Here is a 17,323-nt window from a genome sequence, read left to right as displayed (position 1 = left end):
CTCGTAGTCTCTGACATGATCACACCATACAACGGTTTAGTCGCTATAGCAACTAGTTGTAGCAACGACTCGAAGAAGGCGTGACCCGCAGTCTTAGAAAGCTAAGGTTTACAAGACACGTGCGGCGAGCGCGTCAACAACCATGGCTCCTGCGGGAACCGTCACGAAAAGTGTCTCGTTAACCTGTCTCACCGCAATGGGGACTGTCCCGGGTTTGGTAGACATTGTTTACGGGTCCACTGTCGGCAACGCGCAATGCTGCCGAACACGACGCCACCTGTATATGGTCAGTTCAGCAGTGCCTTCCGGGCGCGGCGAGAACACCAACAGAAATCCTGGACAACCCGACTTCCGCGTTGTATACATTGTTTACAGTCCGCTGTTCGTCATTGCTTCTCGTTTCCATTCCACCCCATGGAGGTCACCACATGCCCACCCGTAAGCAAGCCCCCACCCGCCACGGCCGCGTTGTCTCTGTCCGGCTCGACGACACCCTCATCGCCCAGCTCGACGAGCTCGCCGAACGCACCGGACGCTCACGCAGTGTCTACATCAAGCGGGCCCTCGAGATTGCCCTGCCTCAGTTGGAGCAAGAGTACGGCCAGCAAGTCCTGAACCTCGTCAGCACGCAGCGGCAACTGGCCCCAGAACAGAACCGAGGCACAGTACCCGAGCTTCCCATCCCCCGGGCTGACGTCGCCGCCACACTGCGCGCCTACGATCCATCGACAACCCCCGACGACATAGACCTTCTCCTCAAGCAGATGCAGGCCATGTTCACTCGCCTGGTCAACCACGACGGGTATAGTCACCAGGCCGCAGAACAGGCTGTACGGGCCATGCACCTCGACGAATACACCGCTGCGATCACCGAACGAGACAGTCGTACCCAGGTGCGAAAAGCAACCGAAGAAGAGGTAGCCGACCTCACCATCGCCGACGCCCTCAACGGTGCCGGCTGCGACAGCTACGAGGAATACGAACAACGCTACCGCGACTGGCTGTAACTAGTGATCTGACGATGCTGCAACAACAGCAGGAGAGGGGTTGCCTATCTGGATCTACTTATTTCCGTGAATACAATGTAGCTGATGAGGTACACGGCAGCAATGGCAGCAAAGGCGGATAATGCGATGAATACTACACTTCCTTCAGTAATCCATCCCGTAATTCCCGCGACTACCGAAGACAGAACTGTTGACAGTATTGCATTGCCGTAGATGAATTTTATGTGAAGTCGATCTTCGGTTCCATTAACCCCGGTATTTATAAAACTCCAAAAACTCATTGCGGACCTACTTTCATATAACTAGACATGGTTAGTTGCATAGTTTGTTGAAGTCGATTGCTCCACCTCCAGCCGTCTTCGCAATGTTGCAGACTGCCCCTGCTAGCGAGTTCACGACCGTTGCAGGGGCACATACGAGGAAGCCCTGTGCCCGATAAAGGGCCCAACCTGCCCTGGCCTTTCCGAAATCAAGATCGAAAGGCTTGATCTTCGTGTTGATCCTGGACTTCGTCTTGGCTTGCTGACCCTCGTCTTCAAGTCCGTCGATGATGAGGCGTTCCGCCTCTTCCTCGCTGAAGTATTCGGAAACATCATTAGCTAACTCTCCGGGGGTGTATCCGATTTCCGATGCAGATTCCCTGAAGCGTTCATTTCCGGTATGCGTGTCGACCTTATCCGGGTTCTTATACCGGTCGGAAGACTTCTTGATTTCCTGGTTTCAGATTCCCCCGGACTGTCCAGCGGTAGGTTTTTCTGCAACATCAGTGTTTGCGTTTTCCGGGCCGACAAAAAGGGCCAGGGGAACCACGACAGAGAATGCCGCGGCGGCCAAGCGCTTCATCATTGAAGAGTGCATGTGAGGACCATATCTGTGAGGGATATTTTTCTGTGACGCACAATACGCGATAGGGGGATTCAGGGCAACAGTTGTTACTAAACTGTAATCATTGATACTGGCCCTGGTTTTCCGTATCAAGTACACGATAGATGGCTCTTCGCGATACGGAGTGCGTAGCTGACGGTGGGGCAGCTGCGGTGTGTCACAACATGAAGAGGCCCTGGCCGGTACAAGATGAGAGTTGCGAAGCCATCATCTGAACCGAACCAGGACCCTAGAAGTGCACACTACTGGCAACCTCGTCGCTGACACCATCTGCCGCACCGCTGAAATCGGATTGACCATCACCGACGCCGCCGATGCCGGCCTGTTCACCGCCATCGACGCCGCCCCGGTGGCCGTCGACGATCAGTGCCCTGGCTGTAAACATCCGGGTGTGCTGCGAGATCACGTCACCCGGCAGCTGGTGGACCTGCCTGTAGTCGGCTTCCCGACGAGGCTTCACGTCCGGGTACCGCGCTTCACCTGCACCAACCCCACCTGCACCAGGAAGATCTTCCAGACCTCCCTGCCGTGCGCCGACGATGGAGCCACGCTGACCCGTCGGGTGACCCGCTGGATCCTCCAGCGCCTTGCCATCGACCGGATGAGCGTCGCGGCAACCGCCAAGGCCCTCGGCGTGGGCTGGGAATTGGTCAACAAGGTCGCCGTCACCGCCACCCGGAACCTCGTCTACGCCGACCCGTCGCACCTGGCCGGAGTACGGATCCTCGGAGTCGATGAGCATGTCTGGAAGCACACCCGCCGGCCCGGCGAGCCGTCCTCAATGGTCACCGTCCTGGTGGACCTGACCCCACTGGTCGACGGGGCGGGTCCGGCCCGTCTGATCGACATGCGGCCCGGGCGCAGCGCCGAGGTTCTACGAAGCTGGTTGCAGCAACGCAGCGAAGCGTTCCGCGAGTCGGTTCAGGTGGTGACGATGGACGGCTTCGCCGGCTACGCCACCGCCGTGGACCACGCCCTGCCCGCGGCGACGAAGGTGATGGACCCATTTCATGTGGTGCACCTGGCCGCCGAGAAGCTCACCGGGTGTCGGCAACGCCTGCAACGAGAAACGACCGGGCGGCGTGGACGCAAGGATGACCCGCTGTACAAGCACCGTCGTAGCCTGATGACCAGGACGAACTATCTGACCGAGCGGCAGAAACAACGGCTGAATCTGCTGTGGGCCACTGACGACGATTACGTCGCTTTGCAGGTCACCTGGGCGTTCTACCAGGACGTCATCGCCGCGTACGGCCACCCGGACAAGTCACGGGGCAAGAAGTTGATGTCCAGGGTGATCGACGCTCTGCGTCAGGGTCTACCCGCGGGGCTGGAGGAGCTGGCACAGCTTGGACGGACCCTGTGGCGCCGACGGGCCGACATCCTGGCGTACTTCGATGTGGGAGCGTCGAACGGCCCCGTCGAGGCCATCAATGGACGGCTGGAGCATCTGCGCGGCATCGCCCTGGGATTCAGAAACCTCGACCACTACATCTTGCGGTCGTTGATCCACTCCGGGCAGCTCCGCGACCGGATCAACGCACTGTGAATCGCGAAGAGCCGGTAAACCCGGCCGACGGGCCCTGCAGCGCGTATAACGGACACATGCCTGATTTCTCCCTCTCCGCCGGGGTGCTCACGGAACTCCGTGACACCGCGGCGTCCGACCCTGCGCTGCGTATCGCAACCAACGCCGTAACCTCGACAGACATCGACAGTGTCACCCTCAACCGGGCCGCGGTCACCGCTGTCGACCCGACGACGGAGGTGAAGCTCGATTCCCTGGGCGTCACCGACCAGAAGCAGTCCGGCCGCTGCTGGATGTTCGCCGGGCTCAACGTCTTCCGCCACCGTGTCGCCGAGAGCCTCAACGTCGAGGACTTCGAGTTCTCGGAGTCGTACCTCCAGTTCTACGACAAGATCGAGAAGTCGAACCACGCACTGCGACGCCTCGACGAGCTCTTCCGTTCCGGAGTCACCGACCCCGACGACCGCCTGGTCAACAGCCTGCTGACCCACGTCGCCCATGACGGCGGCTGGTGGAACTACCTGGTCAACCTCGTCGGCAAGTACGGCGTCGTGCCGAAGGAGGCGATGGGCGAGACCTTCAACTCCGGCAACACCCACCAGATGGACGCCCGGCTGCAGACCGTACTGCGCGCCACCGCCTGGAAGATCCGGGAGGCCGTGCTCGCGGGTGCCGGCGCGGAGACCACCGCGCCGATCATCGAGGCCGGCCTGAAGGACGCCCACCGCGTCCTCGCCACCCACCTCGGCCTGCCCCCGGAGCGGTTCGTCTGGCAGTACCGCGACTCGAGCGGCACTGACAAGGAGTTCCACCGCGAGGGCGAATTCACCCCGCTGGAGTTCCGGGACCGTGTCCTGTCCGACGAGTTCACCGGCGGGCTGGAGAACTACGTCTGCCTGGTCGACGACCCCCGCGAAGAGAACCCCTACGGCGCCGCGTACAGCGTCGCCGAGGGGACCAACATGTGGGGCACCGCCGACACCTCCTACATCAATGTCGGGGTCAGCGAGCTCAAGCGCATCGCGAAGGCCAGCATCGACGCCGGTGAGCCGGTCTGGTTCGCCTGCGACGTCAACCGCCAGTTCGCCGCCGCCCTGGGCATCTGGAACGCCGACCTCTACGAGCGCGACGCCCTCTACGGCACCACCACGGTCTCCGGACCGGGGACCTCGAAGGCCGACCAGATGCGCACCCGCGAATCCATGCCTACCCACGGCATGGTCCTCACCGGCTACGACAACGAGGCCGGCACCTGGCGCGTCGAAAACTCCTGGGGCACGAAGAGCCACGGCGAGCACGCCAAGCTCGCCGGCGCCGGGTCGATGAAGGGCTACGGCACCATGAAGGACTCCTGGTTCGACGACAACGTCTTCCAGATCGCCGTCCACCGCCGACTGCTCGGTGACGACTTCCCCGGCCTCGACGCCCTGGACCGTGGCGAGACCACTGTCCTGCCGATCTGGGATGCAATGGCCTGAGCGAGATGAGTGAGAACATGAACGGAATCAACACAGACACCCTCGCCGGATTCGCCGCGGACCTGGCGTCCGACGCGTCCTGGAAGGTCGCCCGCAACGCCGCGACCGCCGCGGACGTGCAGAAGCTGACCCTCGACCGGGAGATCCTGGCGTCCGCCGACCACTCCATGTCCGTGAAGCTGGACCAGTGGGCCGTCGCCGACCAGCAGCGCTCCGGGCGGTGCTGGCTGTTCGCCGGACTGAACTCCGTGCGTGGCGACGCCATGGACGAGACCGGCATCAAGGACCTCGAGTACTCGCAGTCCTGGCTGCACTACTGGGACAAGCTGGAGAAGGCGAACTACCTGCTCACCGCGATGGTCGAGCTCGCCGACCGGCCGCTGGACGACCGCACCGTCCAGCACCTGCTGGACCACCCGGCCGAGGACGGCGGACAGTGGAACATGTTCGTCGCGCTGGTCGAGAAGTACGGCATCGTCCCGAAGTACGCCATGCCGGAGACCTGGTCGTCCTCGCACACCGCGAAGATGAACCGCGACATCTCCACAGCCACCCGCACCGGTGCGCTGCGGATCCGTGCCGAGATCGCCGGGGGCGGTGACGGGTCGACCGCCCACCGCGCCGCGCTCGGTGAGGTCCACCGGATCCTCACCGCCCACCTCGGCGTCCCGCCGGAGGAGTTCGTCTGGCAGTACCGCGACAAGAACGACGAGTTCCACCGCGAGGGCACGCTCACCCCGCTCGAGTTCGCGGCGAAGTACCTCCCCGCCGACCTCGGCGAGTATGTCTGCCTGGTCAACGACCCGCGCGACTCCTCCCCCTACGGCGAGAAGTTCACCGTCGACTACCTCGGCAATGTCGTCGGCGCAGCCCCGGTCACCTACCTCAACGCCCCGACCGCCGTCCTCAAGGACGCCGCGGTCGCCGCACTCCAGGAAGGACGCCCCGTCTGGTTCGGCTGCGACACCGTCGCCCAGTCCGACCGCGACAAAGGCGTGTGGGACGCCCACCTGCACGACTACACCGGCTTCTACCAGGTGGAACTCGGTGTGGAGGCGCTCGACAAGCAGGCCCGCGTCCTCACCGGCGAATCCCTCATGACCCACGCCATGGTCATCACCGGTGTAGACCTCGACGACTCCGGCGTCCCGGTGAAGTGGCGCGTGGAGAACTCCTGGGGTCCGAAGAACGCGGACAAGGGCTTCTGGACGATGAACGACTCCTGGTTCGACGAGTACGTCTTCGTCATTGCCGTGCACCCCGACCGACTGCCGCAGGAGTACCGGGACGCCTGGGCCTCCGACGCCACCCCGCACGTGCTGCCCGCATGGGACCCGATGGGCGCGCTGGCCGACTAGCGTCCGGCGAGCCGGTGCGAGCTGACGAACGCCCAGACCTCGGTCGTGGCGTCCAGCGAGTAGCTCGTCGCCTCCGCGGTGTCGCTGGCGGCGCCGCGCTCCGCCCCACCCGAGGTGCCCGTGGAGTCGCCCGGCCAGGTGTGTCCACCGTCGCCGACGCGGAGGTGGACCACGTCGCGTCCGTTCCCGCACATCGGCCACTGCACCCGGCGCACGTCGCCGGCCAGGGCCGTGGACACCGGATCCGGGGAACAGTTGTTACGCGCCGCGACCGCCTCCGCCCGCTCACGGGCCGGCTGGTAGGACGCGCCGTGGCGGTTTCCTCCGTCGTACTCGATGGTCTCGTCCTGCACCCCGTGGATGTCCAGGAAGGAGGTCGACGGGTTCTCACAGTTCCCGCCGGTACCCGGGTAGTAGGCGCCGGAGACAGCGGCCGTCGCCGCGAAGATCTCGGGGGCCCGGCAGGCCAGCTTCGCCGCGAAACCACCGCCGTTGGACATGCCCGTGGCGTAGATCCGTGAGGCGTCGACATTGTAGGTGCTGTTCACCGCGGCGAGCATGTCCGTGGTGAAGCGCAGGTCCTCACCGTCGGAGGTCTTCGCGTAGGGCGCGCCCTCCCAGGCGTCCCCCACGCCCTGCATGTAGACGACGATCGCCGGCAGGTTGTCGAGCGAGGCGAACCGCTGCATGTTTTCCGCGGTCTGGTTGTACCCCGGGTAGGCGAAGAGCACCGGGGTCGGCGTGTTCGGGTAGTAGTCGTCCGGCACCGAGAGGATCGCGGTGCGGTCCTTGTCGCCGCTGTGCAGCGTGATCTTCGTGGACTGGCCCGGGGCGGGACCGTCGAGCCTCTTCCCCTCACCGATCGGCGCCTTCGCGTCACTGACCACCGCATTCTCCGACCCGGTGATGGCGGCGGACTCCGCGATCCGCTGGTCCCGGTAGGAGTCCAGCACCTCCGGGGCCTCACCGACCGCGGAATGCGAGGAGACGACGGCCACCCCGGCCGTGACGGCGAGTGCGAGGACGCCTCCGGATATGCGGAGGCGACGATTGCGGAGGCCGGGGACGGAAGGGCGGCGAGTGGGCTGCACCCCACCGTTCTATCTACTCACCAGCACGAGGTCAACGTGCCACGCTCAGACCGCCTCAGCCCGGCCCACTTCATATGAGACTCAGTTCACGGCGATTCGGTGATTATGAGGACATTGTGATTTTGCCGGCTATAGTATTTCCCTCCATGAGCATCTTCCGCCGGCGCTCCGCCGCCGTCTTCTCCGTCACCGCCGTCACCGCCCTCGCCCTCGGCACCGCCGCGTCCGCCGTTGCGGCCCCCGGCATCCCGCCGTCCCTCGTGGAGTCCGACCCGACCATCGCGCAGCCCGCGACCGACTCCTTCTACACACCACCGGCTGAGATCCCCGACAACCCGGGGTCGCTGATCCGCTCCCAGTTCGCCCCGCAGCTGCTCGACGCCTTCGACGTGGGGGACGCCCCGGGTCGGGCCGACAAGATCCTGTACACCTCCACCACCCAGAACGGTGAGAAGGTCGCGACCAGCGGTGTGGTCCTCGAGCCCACCGGTAAGTGGACCGGCAAGGGCCCGACCCCCACCCTCGTCTTCGCCCCGGGCACCCGCGGCGCCGGTGACGACTGCGCCCCCTCCCGCGCCGGTGCCCAGTTCGCCGGGGTGAACCTGTCCAACGCGGCGGTGAACCTCAACTACGAGTACCCCTTCTACGCCGCCGCGTCCGCCATGGGTTACCGCGTCATCGTCGCCGACCTCATCGGCCTCGGCACCCCGGGCCAGCACACCTACGTCAACCACACCGAGGAAGGTCACGCGGTGCTGGACGCTGCCCGGGCCGGACTCGCCTTCTCCGGCTCCCCCGAGGACTCCCCGGTCGCCTTCTACGGCTACTCCCAGGGTGGCGGTGCCGCCGCCGGCGCGGCCGAGCACGCGGCGTCCTACGCCCCGGAGCTCAACGTCAAGGGCACCTTCGCCGGAGCCCCGCCGGCCAGCCTCGACGCCGTGGCCGGGGCCATCGACAACCACATGATCGAGGGTGTGCTCGGCTACGCGCTCAACGGTGCGCTCGCGCGGCACCCGGAGCTGGCGTCGCTGCAGGACGAGTACTTCAACGACGAGGGCAAGCGGTACATGGCCTCCACCGCGAACGAGTGCATCGGCAACTCCGTGGCCAACTGGGCCTTCCGCGACACCCGCACCCTGACCAAGGACGGCCGGTCGTTCTCCGAGATCATCCGGGACGACGAGCGACTGCGCAACGTCCTGCTCGACAGCAACTACAAGCTGGGGTCGCGGGCCCTCAACGCCCCGATGATGGTGCTCAACGGACGCAACGACGACACCATCCCCTGGGGCCAGGCCCGTGACACCGCCGCCGACTACTGCGCCTCCGACGGCACCGTGAAGTTCGTCACCGACGAGACGCCCTCGGTGCTGCCGCGGTCCGTCATCAACCACGCGGTGCCGATGATCTCCCAGGTCGGTACCGGGTTCCAGTACATCAACGACCGTTTCAACGACGTTCCGGCGCCGTCGGACTGCGGCCAGTTCTAGGGCTGCTCCCTGGGGCTTGACTCCTGGGGCCGGCTCCCCGGCGCCCTGACGCCCCCTCCACAAAGTGTTACCGGTTTTCACTGGTACTACTTTCCGCGACCCGGGGAAATGCCGGATCACGGCACCCGAAGCTGGTAACACTTCTCAGCCCCGCTGTGCGATCCGCCGCTCACACAGCCGGACGGCGTCCAGGAGCACCTTCTCCAACGTCTTCACATCATCGAGATGTCCCTTCGTCACCCGGACGACATGCCAGTCGAGGTTCGCCAGCTCCGCATTGATCCGGGAATCCTTGTCCCGCACCGACCTGTGAAGATGTCCGGACCCGTCATACTGCAGAGCCAGCTTCAACTCCTCGCAGCCCAGGTCCAGCCGCGCCACGATCCGGCTGTTCCCTGCCCCTCGCCCGTGCACCGGATCCGACACCGAGCCGTTGGCATGGACCACCATCTGGCTGGTGAGCTTCCGTCCGGTTCCCCGCATGATCCGCCTGGTCATCAGCCGCATGAGCGTTTCCATGGGCGATTCACCACCCTGATCGCACCAGCTCGTGAGCACCTCCATCCTGCGCCGGTCCAGATGATGGGCACAAGCCTCCGGCAACTCCTGAGGGTCGATACCGAATATCCGGGACATCGCGTCCACGAGCTGTACAGCGCGCACCCCGGCATCTGTCAGCCCGGTGCCCACCGGGATATTCCAGGAATGCTCCCCGCTCCACAGTGACTTCAGACAGTGGATCAGGGTCAGCACCGGCGGCGTGACCTGCAGGTCCCGGAATCCCGGGTCGATACGGTAGGTGGGGATCTGCGCGAGCGCGCGTGTTTTCCGTCGTCGGGTGATCTCCGACGAGGATGCGGCGACCGTACTGACCCCCCGCCGGCCAGCACCGAGGTACCCGCGTCGTCGACGAAGTACTCCAGACCCCACTGCGCCGCTGCCGTCCACCCCGACATCACCCAGTGCGGATGTTGCAGATGGCACAGTCTCGCCCGGGTCAGTGCGTCCAGCCCATACGCCAGACCCCGGGGGTGCGACTGCGCACCGAGCGAGACGATCGTGGCGTCCCGCAGATTCTGCTTCGGCACCCACAGTCCGTTGACCTGCACATGTATCTCCGCCGCCGACTCCGGCGTCGCCTTCCGCCCCAGCTCCCGGAGCCGCACCGGTCGCAGTCGCTGCACCACATGCAGCGGGGCGAAGTGCTCCCGGGCGATCCGCCTGTCCAGTTCCGTCCCCTGATAACCCATGTTTCCCCGGCTCCCCGTTTTCCTGTTTCTTCCCCGAAATGCTTTTCCTGTCAATCACAGTACGGTACGGTCAGGCGCATGACCGGGGGAATACTCAACGGAAACATGTCGGGAAATGTGTCGGATGCGCTGGGTTCGCAGGCACTCGTGGGAGCGGTGGACGCCGCGCCGCCGGACGGGTGGCGGCGCGTCCTGCACCGTCTCTCACGGGGCCGGGTGAATCCGGGCGAATCGCAGCGTCAGGTCGAAGCGCGCGAGCTACAGGAACGGATCAGGACGCCACTGCGCGGCGACTACCGGATCGCCGTGATGAGCCTCAAGGGTGGTGTCGGCAAGACGACGACCACGGTGGCTCTCGGCGGGATCTTCGCCTCCACCCGAGGCGACCGGGTCGTGGCGGTGGACGCCAATCCGGACCTGGGGACGCTGGCCCGACGCGTCGTGGACACGGACGGTGCGCCGACGGTCCGCGATCTGCTCGCTGTGCCGGACGCCTCCCGGTATCCGCAGGTGAAAGCACACATGAGCCAGGCGTCGAGCAGGTTGGAAGTCATCGGCTCCGACCGTGATCCGGCGGTGTCGGAGGCCTTCAGCGAGGATGACTACCGGCGCACCGTCGACATCCTCCAGCACCACTACAACATCATTCTCACCGACTGCGGGACGGGCCTGATGCACTCGGCGATGACCGGGGTGCTGGATCTGGCGCACACGCTGGTGCTGGTGACCTCGCCGGCACTTGACGGTGCACAGTCCGCCGAGGCCACGCTCGACTGGCTGGAGGCGCACGGCCACGGGACGCTGGCAGCCAATGCCGTCGTCGTGGTCTCCGGGGCGCATCCCGGGCAGGCGTCGGTGGACCCGGAGGTACTGGCCACGCACTTCGAGTCGCGGACCCGGGCGGTGTGCACGGTGCCCTTCGACCGGCACCTGTCCGAGGGCGCGGTCGTGGATATGGATCGGCTGCAGCCTGCGACGTCGGCGGCGTACCGGGAACTGGCGGCGGTTGTCGCAGAGGACTTCGCGTCCTGGCACCGGCACGCCGCGGTGTGATTGACAGGCCGAGCTGGTGCGCAACGGAGCCGCGCACACAGTCAGGGAAAGTGTTACCAGTTCCGACCGGTAACACTCTTCGCGACCTGGGGAGATGCCGGAGATCGGCGGGATTTCATGGTAACGCTTTTCGGGCTCACCGGAAGTCGCGGGAGCGGCCGGCGAGGGCCCGGGTGTCCCCCATCTCCAGCGCCTCGAGCCGGTCGGCCCGGACCGTCGCTGCACCGTTGCCGTTCTCCACGATCCCGCGCACCATGAGCATCCGCGCACCCGAGGCCACCTCACGCTGCGAGCGCCACAGCCCCGGCGACACCATCACATTGACCAGCCCGGTCTCGTCCTCCATGCCGAGGAAGGTCACTCCACCTGCCGTCATCGGCCGTTGCCGGTGGGTCACCACCCCGGCGACGCGGATGCGGCGTCCGTCCTCCACCGACAGCAGCGAGGACGCCGGCACCACCGGGAACGGCCCTGGCCAGGCGTCCAACCGCTCCCGGAGCAGCCGCACCGGATGCCCGTCGGTGGTGACCCCGGTCGCGGCGATGTCCGCCGCGGCCAGCTCGAAGGCACTCATCCCCGGCAGTGCGGGGGTGGACGCCACGGACGTGCCCGGCAGCATCCCGGGTCGTTCGGTCGCGGCCTGACCTGCAGCCCACACCGCCTGACGTCGCGTCAGCCCGAGGGAGTCGCAGGCCCCGGCACGGGCCAGTGCCACGACCCGGTCCACACCCAGCCCCGCCTCGCGCGACAGATCGGCGACCGTCCGGAACATCCCGACCCGGCCACGGGCCTCCACCAGGTCAGATGCCGCCTCTGAGCCGAGTCCGCGCACGGACGCCAGCCCGGGCCGGATCGCCCAGCCGTCCCCAGCGTCCTCTACCTTCTCGACGCCGGCCTCCACACCGGAGACGTTGACGTCCACCGGCAGCACAGGGACGCCGTGGCGCCGGGCGTCCGAGATCAACGACTGCGGTGAGTAGAAGCCCATCGGCTGGGCACGCAGCAGTGCCACACAGAACTCCGCGGGGTGGTGGCACTTGAACCAGGCGGAGAAGTAGACCAGCGAGGCGAAGGACTGCGCGTGGGATTCCGGGAAACCGTAGGACGCGAAGGCGATGATCTTCTCCCAGAGCCGCTCGGCCACCTCACCGACCAGGCCGTTGAGCTCGGCGCATCCTGCGAGGAACCGGGACCGCATCGCCGCCATCTTCTCCGGCGAGCGCTTCGAGCCCATGGCGCGGCGCAGGGTGTCCGCCTCGGCCGGGCTGAACCCCGCGGCGACGACGGCGAGCTGCATGAGCTGTTCCTGGAACAGCGGGATACCCAGGGTGCGCGCAAGCACCGGTTCCAGGCAGGGATGGTCGTAGGTGACCTCCTCCTCACCGTTGCGTCGCCGGATGTAGGGGTGCACCGAACCACCCTGGATCGGGCCGGGCCGGATGAGCGACACCTCGACGACGAGGTCGTAGAAGGTCCGGGGCTTCAGCCGTGGCAGGGTCGCGAGCTGGGCCCGGGACTCGACCTGGAAGACGCCCACCGCGTCCGCCCGCGACAGCATCGCGTAGACCTCCGGGTCGGTCGGGGTGAGCTGCCACAGCTCCACCCGCGAACCCGTGGTCTCCTCGACCAGGTCCACGCAGTGGTGCAGTGCCTCGAGCATGCCGAGGCCGAGCAGGTCGAACTTCACCAGCCCGACGGCGGCGCAGTCGTCCTTGTCCCACTGCACCACCGAGCGGTCGGTCTTGCGCGCCCATTCCACGGGGACCACATCGGCCACCGGCCGATCGCAGATGACCATGCCGCCGGAGTGGATGCCGAGGTGACGCGGCTGGTCGATGAGCTGGGACGCCAGGTCGGTGACCACCGCCGGCGGGTCCTCCACCCTGCGCGACCAGGCATCCACCCGGCCGGGATCGTGACCCAGTGCCCGGGCGGCGTCCCGCAACGCACCTTTACGCCGGTAGGTGATGACATTGGCGACCTGGGCGGCGTTGTCGCGACCGTACTGTCGGTAGACGTACTGGATCACCTCCTCGCGGCGGGTCGATTCGATGTCGAGGTCGATGTCCGGTGGGCCGTCCCGTTCCGGGGAGAGGAAACGTTCGAACAGAAGATCGGCGGCGACGGCGTCCACGTTGGTGATCCCGAGGGCGAAGCAGACTGCGGAGTTCGCCGCCGAGCCTCGGCCCTGGCAGAAGATCCCGGAGCGTCGGCAGAAGTCGACGATGTCGTGGACGATGAGGAAGTAGCCGGGGAAGCCGAGGCCCTCGATGACCTCCAGTTCATGGTCGATGACCTCCCAGGCGCGCGGGTTGGTGGCCCGGGTGCCGTAGCGTTCCTCCCCGCCCAGCCGGGTGAGCTCGACCAGCCAGCCCATGTCGGTGTACCCCTCGGGTACGTCGGCGTGCGGCAGCTCCGGGGCGACGAGATTGAGGGTGAAAGTGCACTCGGCGGCAACATCCGCACTGGTCGCCACGGCCTGACGCAGCCAGTCGCAGTCCCCGGCCATCGCCACCATCTCCTCCCCCGAATGCAGCCAGGAGCCGCCGAGGGGGTGGGTGACAGGTGCTGCGTCGTGGACGTCGAGCCGGTCGTGCAGCGCAGCCTTCGCCCCGGCCAGCCGGGAGGACGCCGGGGTCGGGCAGGTGGCCGCGGTCGAGATGATCTCACGCAGGCCGCGGGCGACGGCGAGGTCGTGGAGGGCGGCGTTGCGGTCAGCGTCCGCCGGACTCATGGTGAGCTGCAGTTCGATGACGCAGTGTGCAGTCCCGAAGGCGTCGATGATGCGGGACACCGCATCCCGGTTCCGGTGGTCGATGAGGACGAGCCAGTGGCCGTCAGCCTGCGCGGCGAGGGTCGGCAGATCGGGGTAGGTCAGTGTCTCCTTGTCGCGGTGGCCGTCGGTGCCGAGGTGCGCGTCGGTGAGGACGTGGGAGAGTCGCCGGTAGCCTTCCTGCCCACGGCACAGGACGGTGAGTGGGGCTCGTCCGGTGCCCCCCAGACTGAGCTCGGCGCCGAAGACAGTGGGCATACCCTGCTCGGCGGCGGCGGTGGCGAAGCGGGCGGCCCCGTAGAAGCCGTCCCGGTCGACCAGGGCCAGGGCGGTGAGGCCGAGGCGTCGGGCGGTGGCGACCATGTCGTCGGGCTCGCCGGCGCCGCGGAGGAAGTTGTAGGATCCGGCCGCGTGGAGCTCGGCGAAGGGGGTCGTGGAGGACGCCGTCTCCGGGGCGTCCTGCCGGGTCTTCCACAGTGTCTCGCGTCCACCCTCGCCGTAGCCGACGGCGTGGAGCGGGCCGGCGTCCTTCCCGGAGAGCAGGCGCTCCAGCCGCGACCAGGTGAGGGCTGCGTGGTTACTGAAACTGCGCGGACGGTCGTTCATATGTTCGATACTAGCGCAGAGCCCCCGAAGTTTCGCCCACCCCGATCGGAACTCAACTAGACAGAGCGGTTCATTGCGCGGTACTACTACTACAATCGTCCCGACACCGTCCGGGCACTGACGTTTCCGGCATCACCAGCACAGGAGAACCCATGCACATCCGCCGCAACCCGCTGATCCGCACCGCGGCCGCAGTCACCGTCGCCCTCGGCCTCACCGCCGGCGTGACCGCCTGCGCCTCCGACGACAACGACAGCAGCACCATCACCATCGGTTCCACCGAGGCCGACAAGAGCCAGTGGAAGGTCTTCAAGGAGAAGGCTTCCGAGGCCGGGCTCGACGTCGAGGTCCAGGGCTTCACCGACTACAACACCCCGAACCGCGCTCTGGAGGACGGCAGCCTGGACGTCAACCAGTTCCAGCACATCCAGTTCCTCGCCCAGTCCAACGTCGAGTCCGGCTCCGACCTCAAGGTCCTCGGTTCGACCGAGATCTTCCCGATGGGCATCTACTCCAAGGACGCCAAGACCGTCGAGGACATCGAGAAGGCCGGCGAGGTCGTCATCCCCAACGACAACACCAACGGTGGCCGCGCCATCTTCGTGCTCGAGAAGGCCGGTCTGGTCACCCTGAAGTCCGATGACGTCGTCGCCCCGACCCCGGCGGACATCGACACCGCCAAGTCCAAGGTCAAGGTCAAGGCCGTCGACGCCTCCCAGACCGCCGTCGCCTACAACGACGGTGCCGTCGCCGCGATCAACAACAACTTCATGGTGGCCGCCGACGTCACCCCGGACGACGCCATCATCAAGGACGACCCGGACGATCCTGCCGCCGCCCCGTACATCAACGTCTGGGCCGCCCGCGCCGACGACATCGACAACGAGGACTACCTCAAGCTCGTCGAGCTCTTCCACGACCCGGATGTCCAGAAGGCCGTCCAGGAGGACACCTCCGGTTCCGCCGTCGAGGTCGACAAGTCCCAGGACGAGCTCAACCAGATCCTCGAGGACACCGAGGAGCAGTTCCGCGAGCAGGGCACCGGCGAGTAGGTATGACCACCACCGGTACCGAAGTAGAATTCCGCAACGTCAACAAGACGTTCCGCCAGGACAAGAAGGAGATCGTCGCCCTCGACGACGTCTCCATCTCCGTCCCCGGCGGATCCATCGTCGGCATCATCGGCTACTCCGGTGCCGGCAAATCCACCCTGGTCCGCCAGATCAACGGGCTGGACGTCCCCGACAACGGTGAGATCCTGCTCGACGGGAAGAACATCGTCGGCTACTCCGAGCGCAAACTCCGCGAGGTCCGCAGCGACATCGGGATGATCTTCCAGCAGTTCAACCTGCTGACCTCCCGCACCGTCGCCGGCAACATCGCCTACCCCCTGAAGCTGCAGGGCATGGGCAAGGCCGAGCGCGAGGCCCGGGTGACCGAGCTCCTCGAGTTCGTCGGTCTGGCCGACAAGGGGAAGTCCTGGCCCGAGCAGCTCTCCGGCGGTCAGAAGCAGCGTGTCGGCATCGCCCGTGCGCTGGCGACCAACCCCTCCCTGCTGCTGGCAGACGAGGCGACCTCCGCGCTGGACCCCTCCACCACCCACGAGGTGCTGGAGCTGCTGCGCAAGGTCAACGAGGAGTTCGGCATCACCATCGTGGTCATCACCCACGAGATGGAGGTCGTCCGCACCATCGCCGACGCGGTCGTCGTGATGCAGAACGGCCGCGTGGTGGAACAGGGCAGCGTCTACGACGTCTTCTCGAACCCGCAGACCGACACGGCGGCGAACTTCGTCGCCACCTCGCTGCGCAACACCCCGGACCTCGTGGAGGCCTCCGACCTCAACACCGGTGTAGGACGCCTCTTCACCGTCACCATGAAGGAGGGCGCCGGATTCTTCCACGCCGTCTCCGAGGTCGAGCGGGCGGGCGTCAGCGTGAACATCGTCCACGGTGGCGTCACCACGCTGCAGTCCCACTCCTTCGGCCGTCTCACCGTGCGGATGACCGCCGGGGATGACGCCGGGAAGGACGCCGTGGAGAACTTCTACCGCACCCTGTCCACCACGACCGAGATCGAGGAGATCCGATGAGCAGCACCGATACCCTCAGCACTCTCGACACTCTCGTTCTGGCCAAGGACACCGACTGGGACTACCTGTCCCCCATCTTCCAGGACGCCATCGGCGAGACGCTGTACATGGCCCTGTGGGGTCTGGTCGGCGGCGGACTCGCCGGCCTGGTCATCGGCGTCCTGCTGTACACCACCCGCAAGGGCGGTGTGCTGGCCAACCGGCCGACGTTCTGGATCCTCAACGTCCTGGTCAACATCGTCCGGCCGGTCCCGTTCATCATCCTGCTGACCGCCCTGGGACCACTGACGAAGGTGGTGGTCGGGTCGATCCTGGGCCTGAATGCGGCGACCTTCGCGATCATCATCGCCGCCGCCTTCGGTGCCGCCCGCATCGTCGAGCAGAACCTCGTGAGCATCGACCCCGGTGTGATTGAGGCGGCGCGGGCGATGGGTGCGTCCCCGCTGCGGATCATCTTCACGGTGATCATCCCCGAGGCTCTCGGCCCGCTGATCCTCGGTGCAACGTTCATGTTCATCGCCATCGTCGACATGTCCGCCATGGCCGGCTACGTCGGCGCCGGCGGCCTGGGTGACTTCGCCATCCAGTACGGCTACCGCGCCTTCGACAACAACGTCACCTATGTGACGCTGGTCGTGATCATCGTCATCGTCCAGATCGCGCAGCTCTTCGGTAACTGGCTGGCGCGCAGGATCATGCGCCGGTAAAGAAG

Annotated in this window: 12 protein-coding genes; 9 read left to right on the top strand and 3 right to left on the bottom strand. The window is 66.1% G+C overall.

The window, feature by feature from the left end; translation table 11 throughout:
• Positions 1-428: 428 nt before the first annotated feature.
• The 4 genes from CVA01_RS10590 (at position 429) to CVA01_RS10575 (ending at position 6,256) form a co-directional block, all read left to right on the top strand.
• Positions 429-1,007, top strand: a complete 579-nt coding sequence (locus tag CVA01_RS10590) for a ribbon-helix-helix domain-containing protein (RefSeq protein WP_141330598.1) — start codon at positions 429-431, stop codon at positions 1,005-1,007.
• A gap of 1,120 nt (positions 1,008-2,127) precedes the next feature.
• The gene (locus tag CVA01_RS10585) at positions 2,128-3,441 is read left to right on the top strand and encodes an ISL3 family transposase (protein ID WP_141330595.1); all 1,314 of its coding nucleotides are present in this window, start codon (positions 2,128-2,130) and stop codon (positions 3,439-3,441) included.
• Positions 3,442-3,497: 56 nt separating this feature from the next.
• The gene (locus CVA01_RS10580) at positions 3,498-4,898 is read left to right on the top strand and encodes a C1 family peptidase (RefSeq protein WP_141330593.1); all 1,401 of its coding nucleotides are present in this window, start codon (positions 3,498-3,500) and stop codon (positions 4,896-4,898) included.
• Between the two features lie 17 nt (positions 4,899-4,915).
• A complete protein-coding gene (locus CVA01_RS10575) occupies positions 4,916-6,256 on the top strand; it encodes a C1 family peptidase (protein WP_041630710.1) in 1,341 nt (446 codons plus the stop codon).
• On the opposite strand, the gene CVA01_RS10570 is transcribed toward CVA01_RS10575, so the two are convergent.
• On the bottom strand, positions 6,253-7,347 hold the full coding sequence (locus tag CVA01_RS10570; RefSeq protein ID WP_141330591.1) for a CE1 family esterase: 1,095 nt from the start codon (positions 7,345-7,347) through the stop codon (positions 6,253-6,255). The two genes, CVA01_RS10575 and CVA01_RS10570, sit on opposite strands and share 4 nt — an antisense overlap.
• A 146-nt stretch (positions 7,348-7,493) precedes the next feature.
• On the opposite strand from CVA01_RS10570, the gene CVA01_RS10565 reads away from it, so the two are divergent.
• Positions 7,494-8,837: a lipase family protein gene (locus tag CVA01_RS10565; RefSeq protein WP_170209755.1), complete on the top strand. Its 1,344-nt coding sequence runs from the start codon at positions 7,494-7,496 to the stop codon at positions 8,835-8,837.
• A gap of 144 nt (positions 8,838-8,981) precedes the next feature.
• Here the strand turns inward: CVA01_RS10565 and CVA01_RS10560 are convergent, their stop codons facing one another.
• Complete coding sequence (locus CVA01_RS10560) at positions 8,982-9,527, bottom strand: putative endonuclease domain-containing protein (protein ID WP_141330587.1); 546 nt, start codon at positions 9,525-9,527, stop codon at positions 8,982-8,984.
• Between the two features lie 638 nt (positions 9,528-10,165).
• On the opposite strand from CVA01_RS10560, the gene CVA01_RS10555 reads away from it, so the two are divergent.
• Positions 10,166-11,140 (top strand): MinD/ParA family ATP-binding protein, encoded by a 975-nt coding sequence (locus CVA01_RS10555; RefSeq protein ID WP_244938261.1) that lies wholly within the window; start codon positions 10,166-10,168, stop codon positions 11,138-11,140.
• Between the two features lie 136 nt (positions 11,141-11,276).
• On the opposite strand, the gene CVA01_RS10550 is transcribed toward CVA01_RS10555, so the two are convergent.
• Positions 11,277-14,519, bottom strand: a complete 3,243-nt coding sequence (locus CVA01_RS10550) for an error-prone DNA polymerase (RefSeq protein WP_141330585.1) — start codon at positions 14,517-14,519, stop codon at positions 11,277-11,279.
• Positions 14,520-14,671: 152 nt separating this feature from the next.
• Between CVA01_RS10550 and CVA01_RS10545 the strand changes: the two genes are divergently transcribed.
• The 3 genes from CVA01_RS10545 to CVA01_RS10535 are packed head-to-tail and all read left to right on the top strand — an operon-like array spanning position 14,672 to position 17,318.
• Positions 14,672-15,571 (top strand): MetQ/NlpA family ABC transporter substrate-binding protein, encoded by a 900-nt coding sequence (locus tag CVA01_RS10545; protein WP_014010777.1) that lies wholly within the window; start codon positions 14,672-14,674, stop codon positions 15,569-15,571.
• Between the two features lie 2 nt (positions 15,572-15,573).
• Positions 15,574-16,611: a methionine ABC transporter ATP-binding protein gene (locus tag CVA01_RS10540; protein WP_141330583.1), complete on the top strand. Its 1,038-nt coding sequence runs from the start codon at positions 15,574-15,576 to the stop codon at positions 16,609-16,611.
• Complete coding sequence (locus tag CVA01_RS10535; RefSeq protein ID WP_014010779.1) at positions 16,608-17,318, top strand: methionine ABC transporter permease; 711 nt, start codon at positions 16,608-16,610, stop codon at positions 17,316-17,318. The genes CVA01_RS10540 and CVA01_RS10535 overlap by 4 nt, the downstream gene beginning before the upstream one ends.
• Positions 17,319-17,323: the final 5 nt, after the last annotated feature.

Origin of the sequence: Corynebacterium variabile, assembly GCF_006539825.1 — a bacterium.
In the GTDB taxonomy this organism is placed as follows: domain Bacteria; phylum Actinomycetota; class Actinomycetes; order Mycobacteriales; family Mycobacteriaceae; genus Corynebacterium; species Corynebacterium variabile.
This window is presented reverse-complemented; position numbering and strand designations above follow the sequence as displayed.

Coding starts and splice junctions, on each gene's coding strand:
- CVA01_RS10540 (WP_141330583.1), top strand. CDS start 15,574: ATGACCACCACCGGTACCGAAGTAGAATTCCGCAACGTCAACAAGACG.
- CVA01_RS10590 (WP_141330598.1), top strand. CDS start 429: ATGCCCACCCGTAAGCAAGCCCCCACCCGCCACGGCCGCGTTGTCTCT.
- CVA01_RS10535 (WP_014010779.1), top strand. CDS start 16,608: ATGAGCAGCACCGATACCCTCAGCACTCTCGACACTCTCGTTCTGGCC.
- CVA01_RS10580 (WP_141330593.1), top strand. CDS start 3,498: ATGCCTGATTTCTCCCTCTCCGCCGGGGTGCTCACGGAACTCCGTGAC.
- CVA01_RS10565 (WP_170209755.1), top strand. CDS start 7,494: ATGAGCATCTTCCGCCGGCGCTCCGCCGCCGTCTTCTCCGTCACCGCC.
- CVA01_RS10555 (WP_244938261.1), top strand. CDS start 10,166: ATGACCGGGGGAATACTCAACGGAAACATGTCGGGAAATGTGTCGGAT.
- CVA01_RS10550 (WP_141330585.1), bottom strand. CDS start 14,519: ATGAACGACCGTCCGCGCAGTTTCAGTAACCACGCAGCCCTCACCTGG.
- CVA01_RS10545 (WP_014010777.1), top strand. CDS start 14,672: ATGCACATCCGCCGCAACCCGCTGATCCGCACCGCGGCCGCAGTCACC.
- CVA01_RS10575 (WP_041630710.1), top strand. CDS start 4,916: ATGAACGGAATCAACACAGACACCCTCGCCGGATTCGCCGCGGACCTG.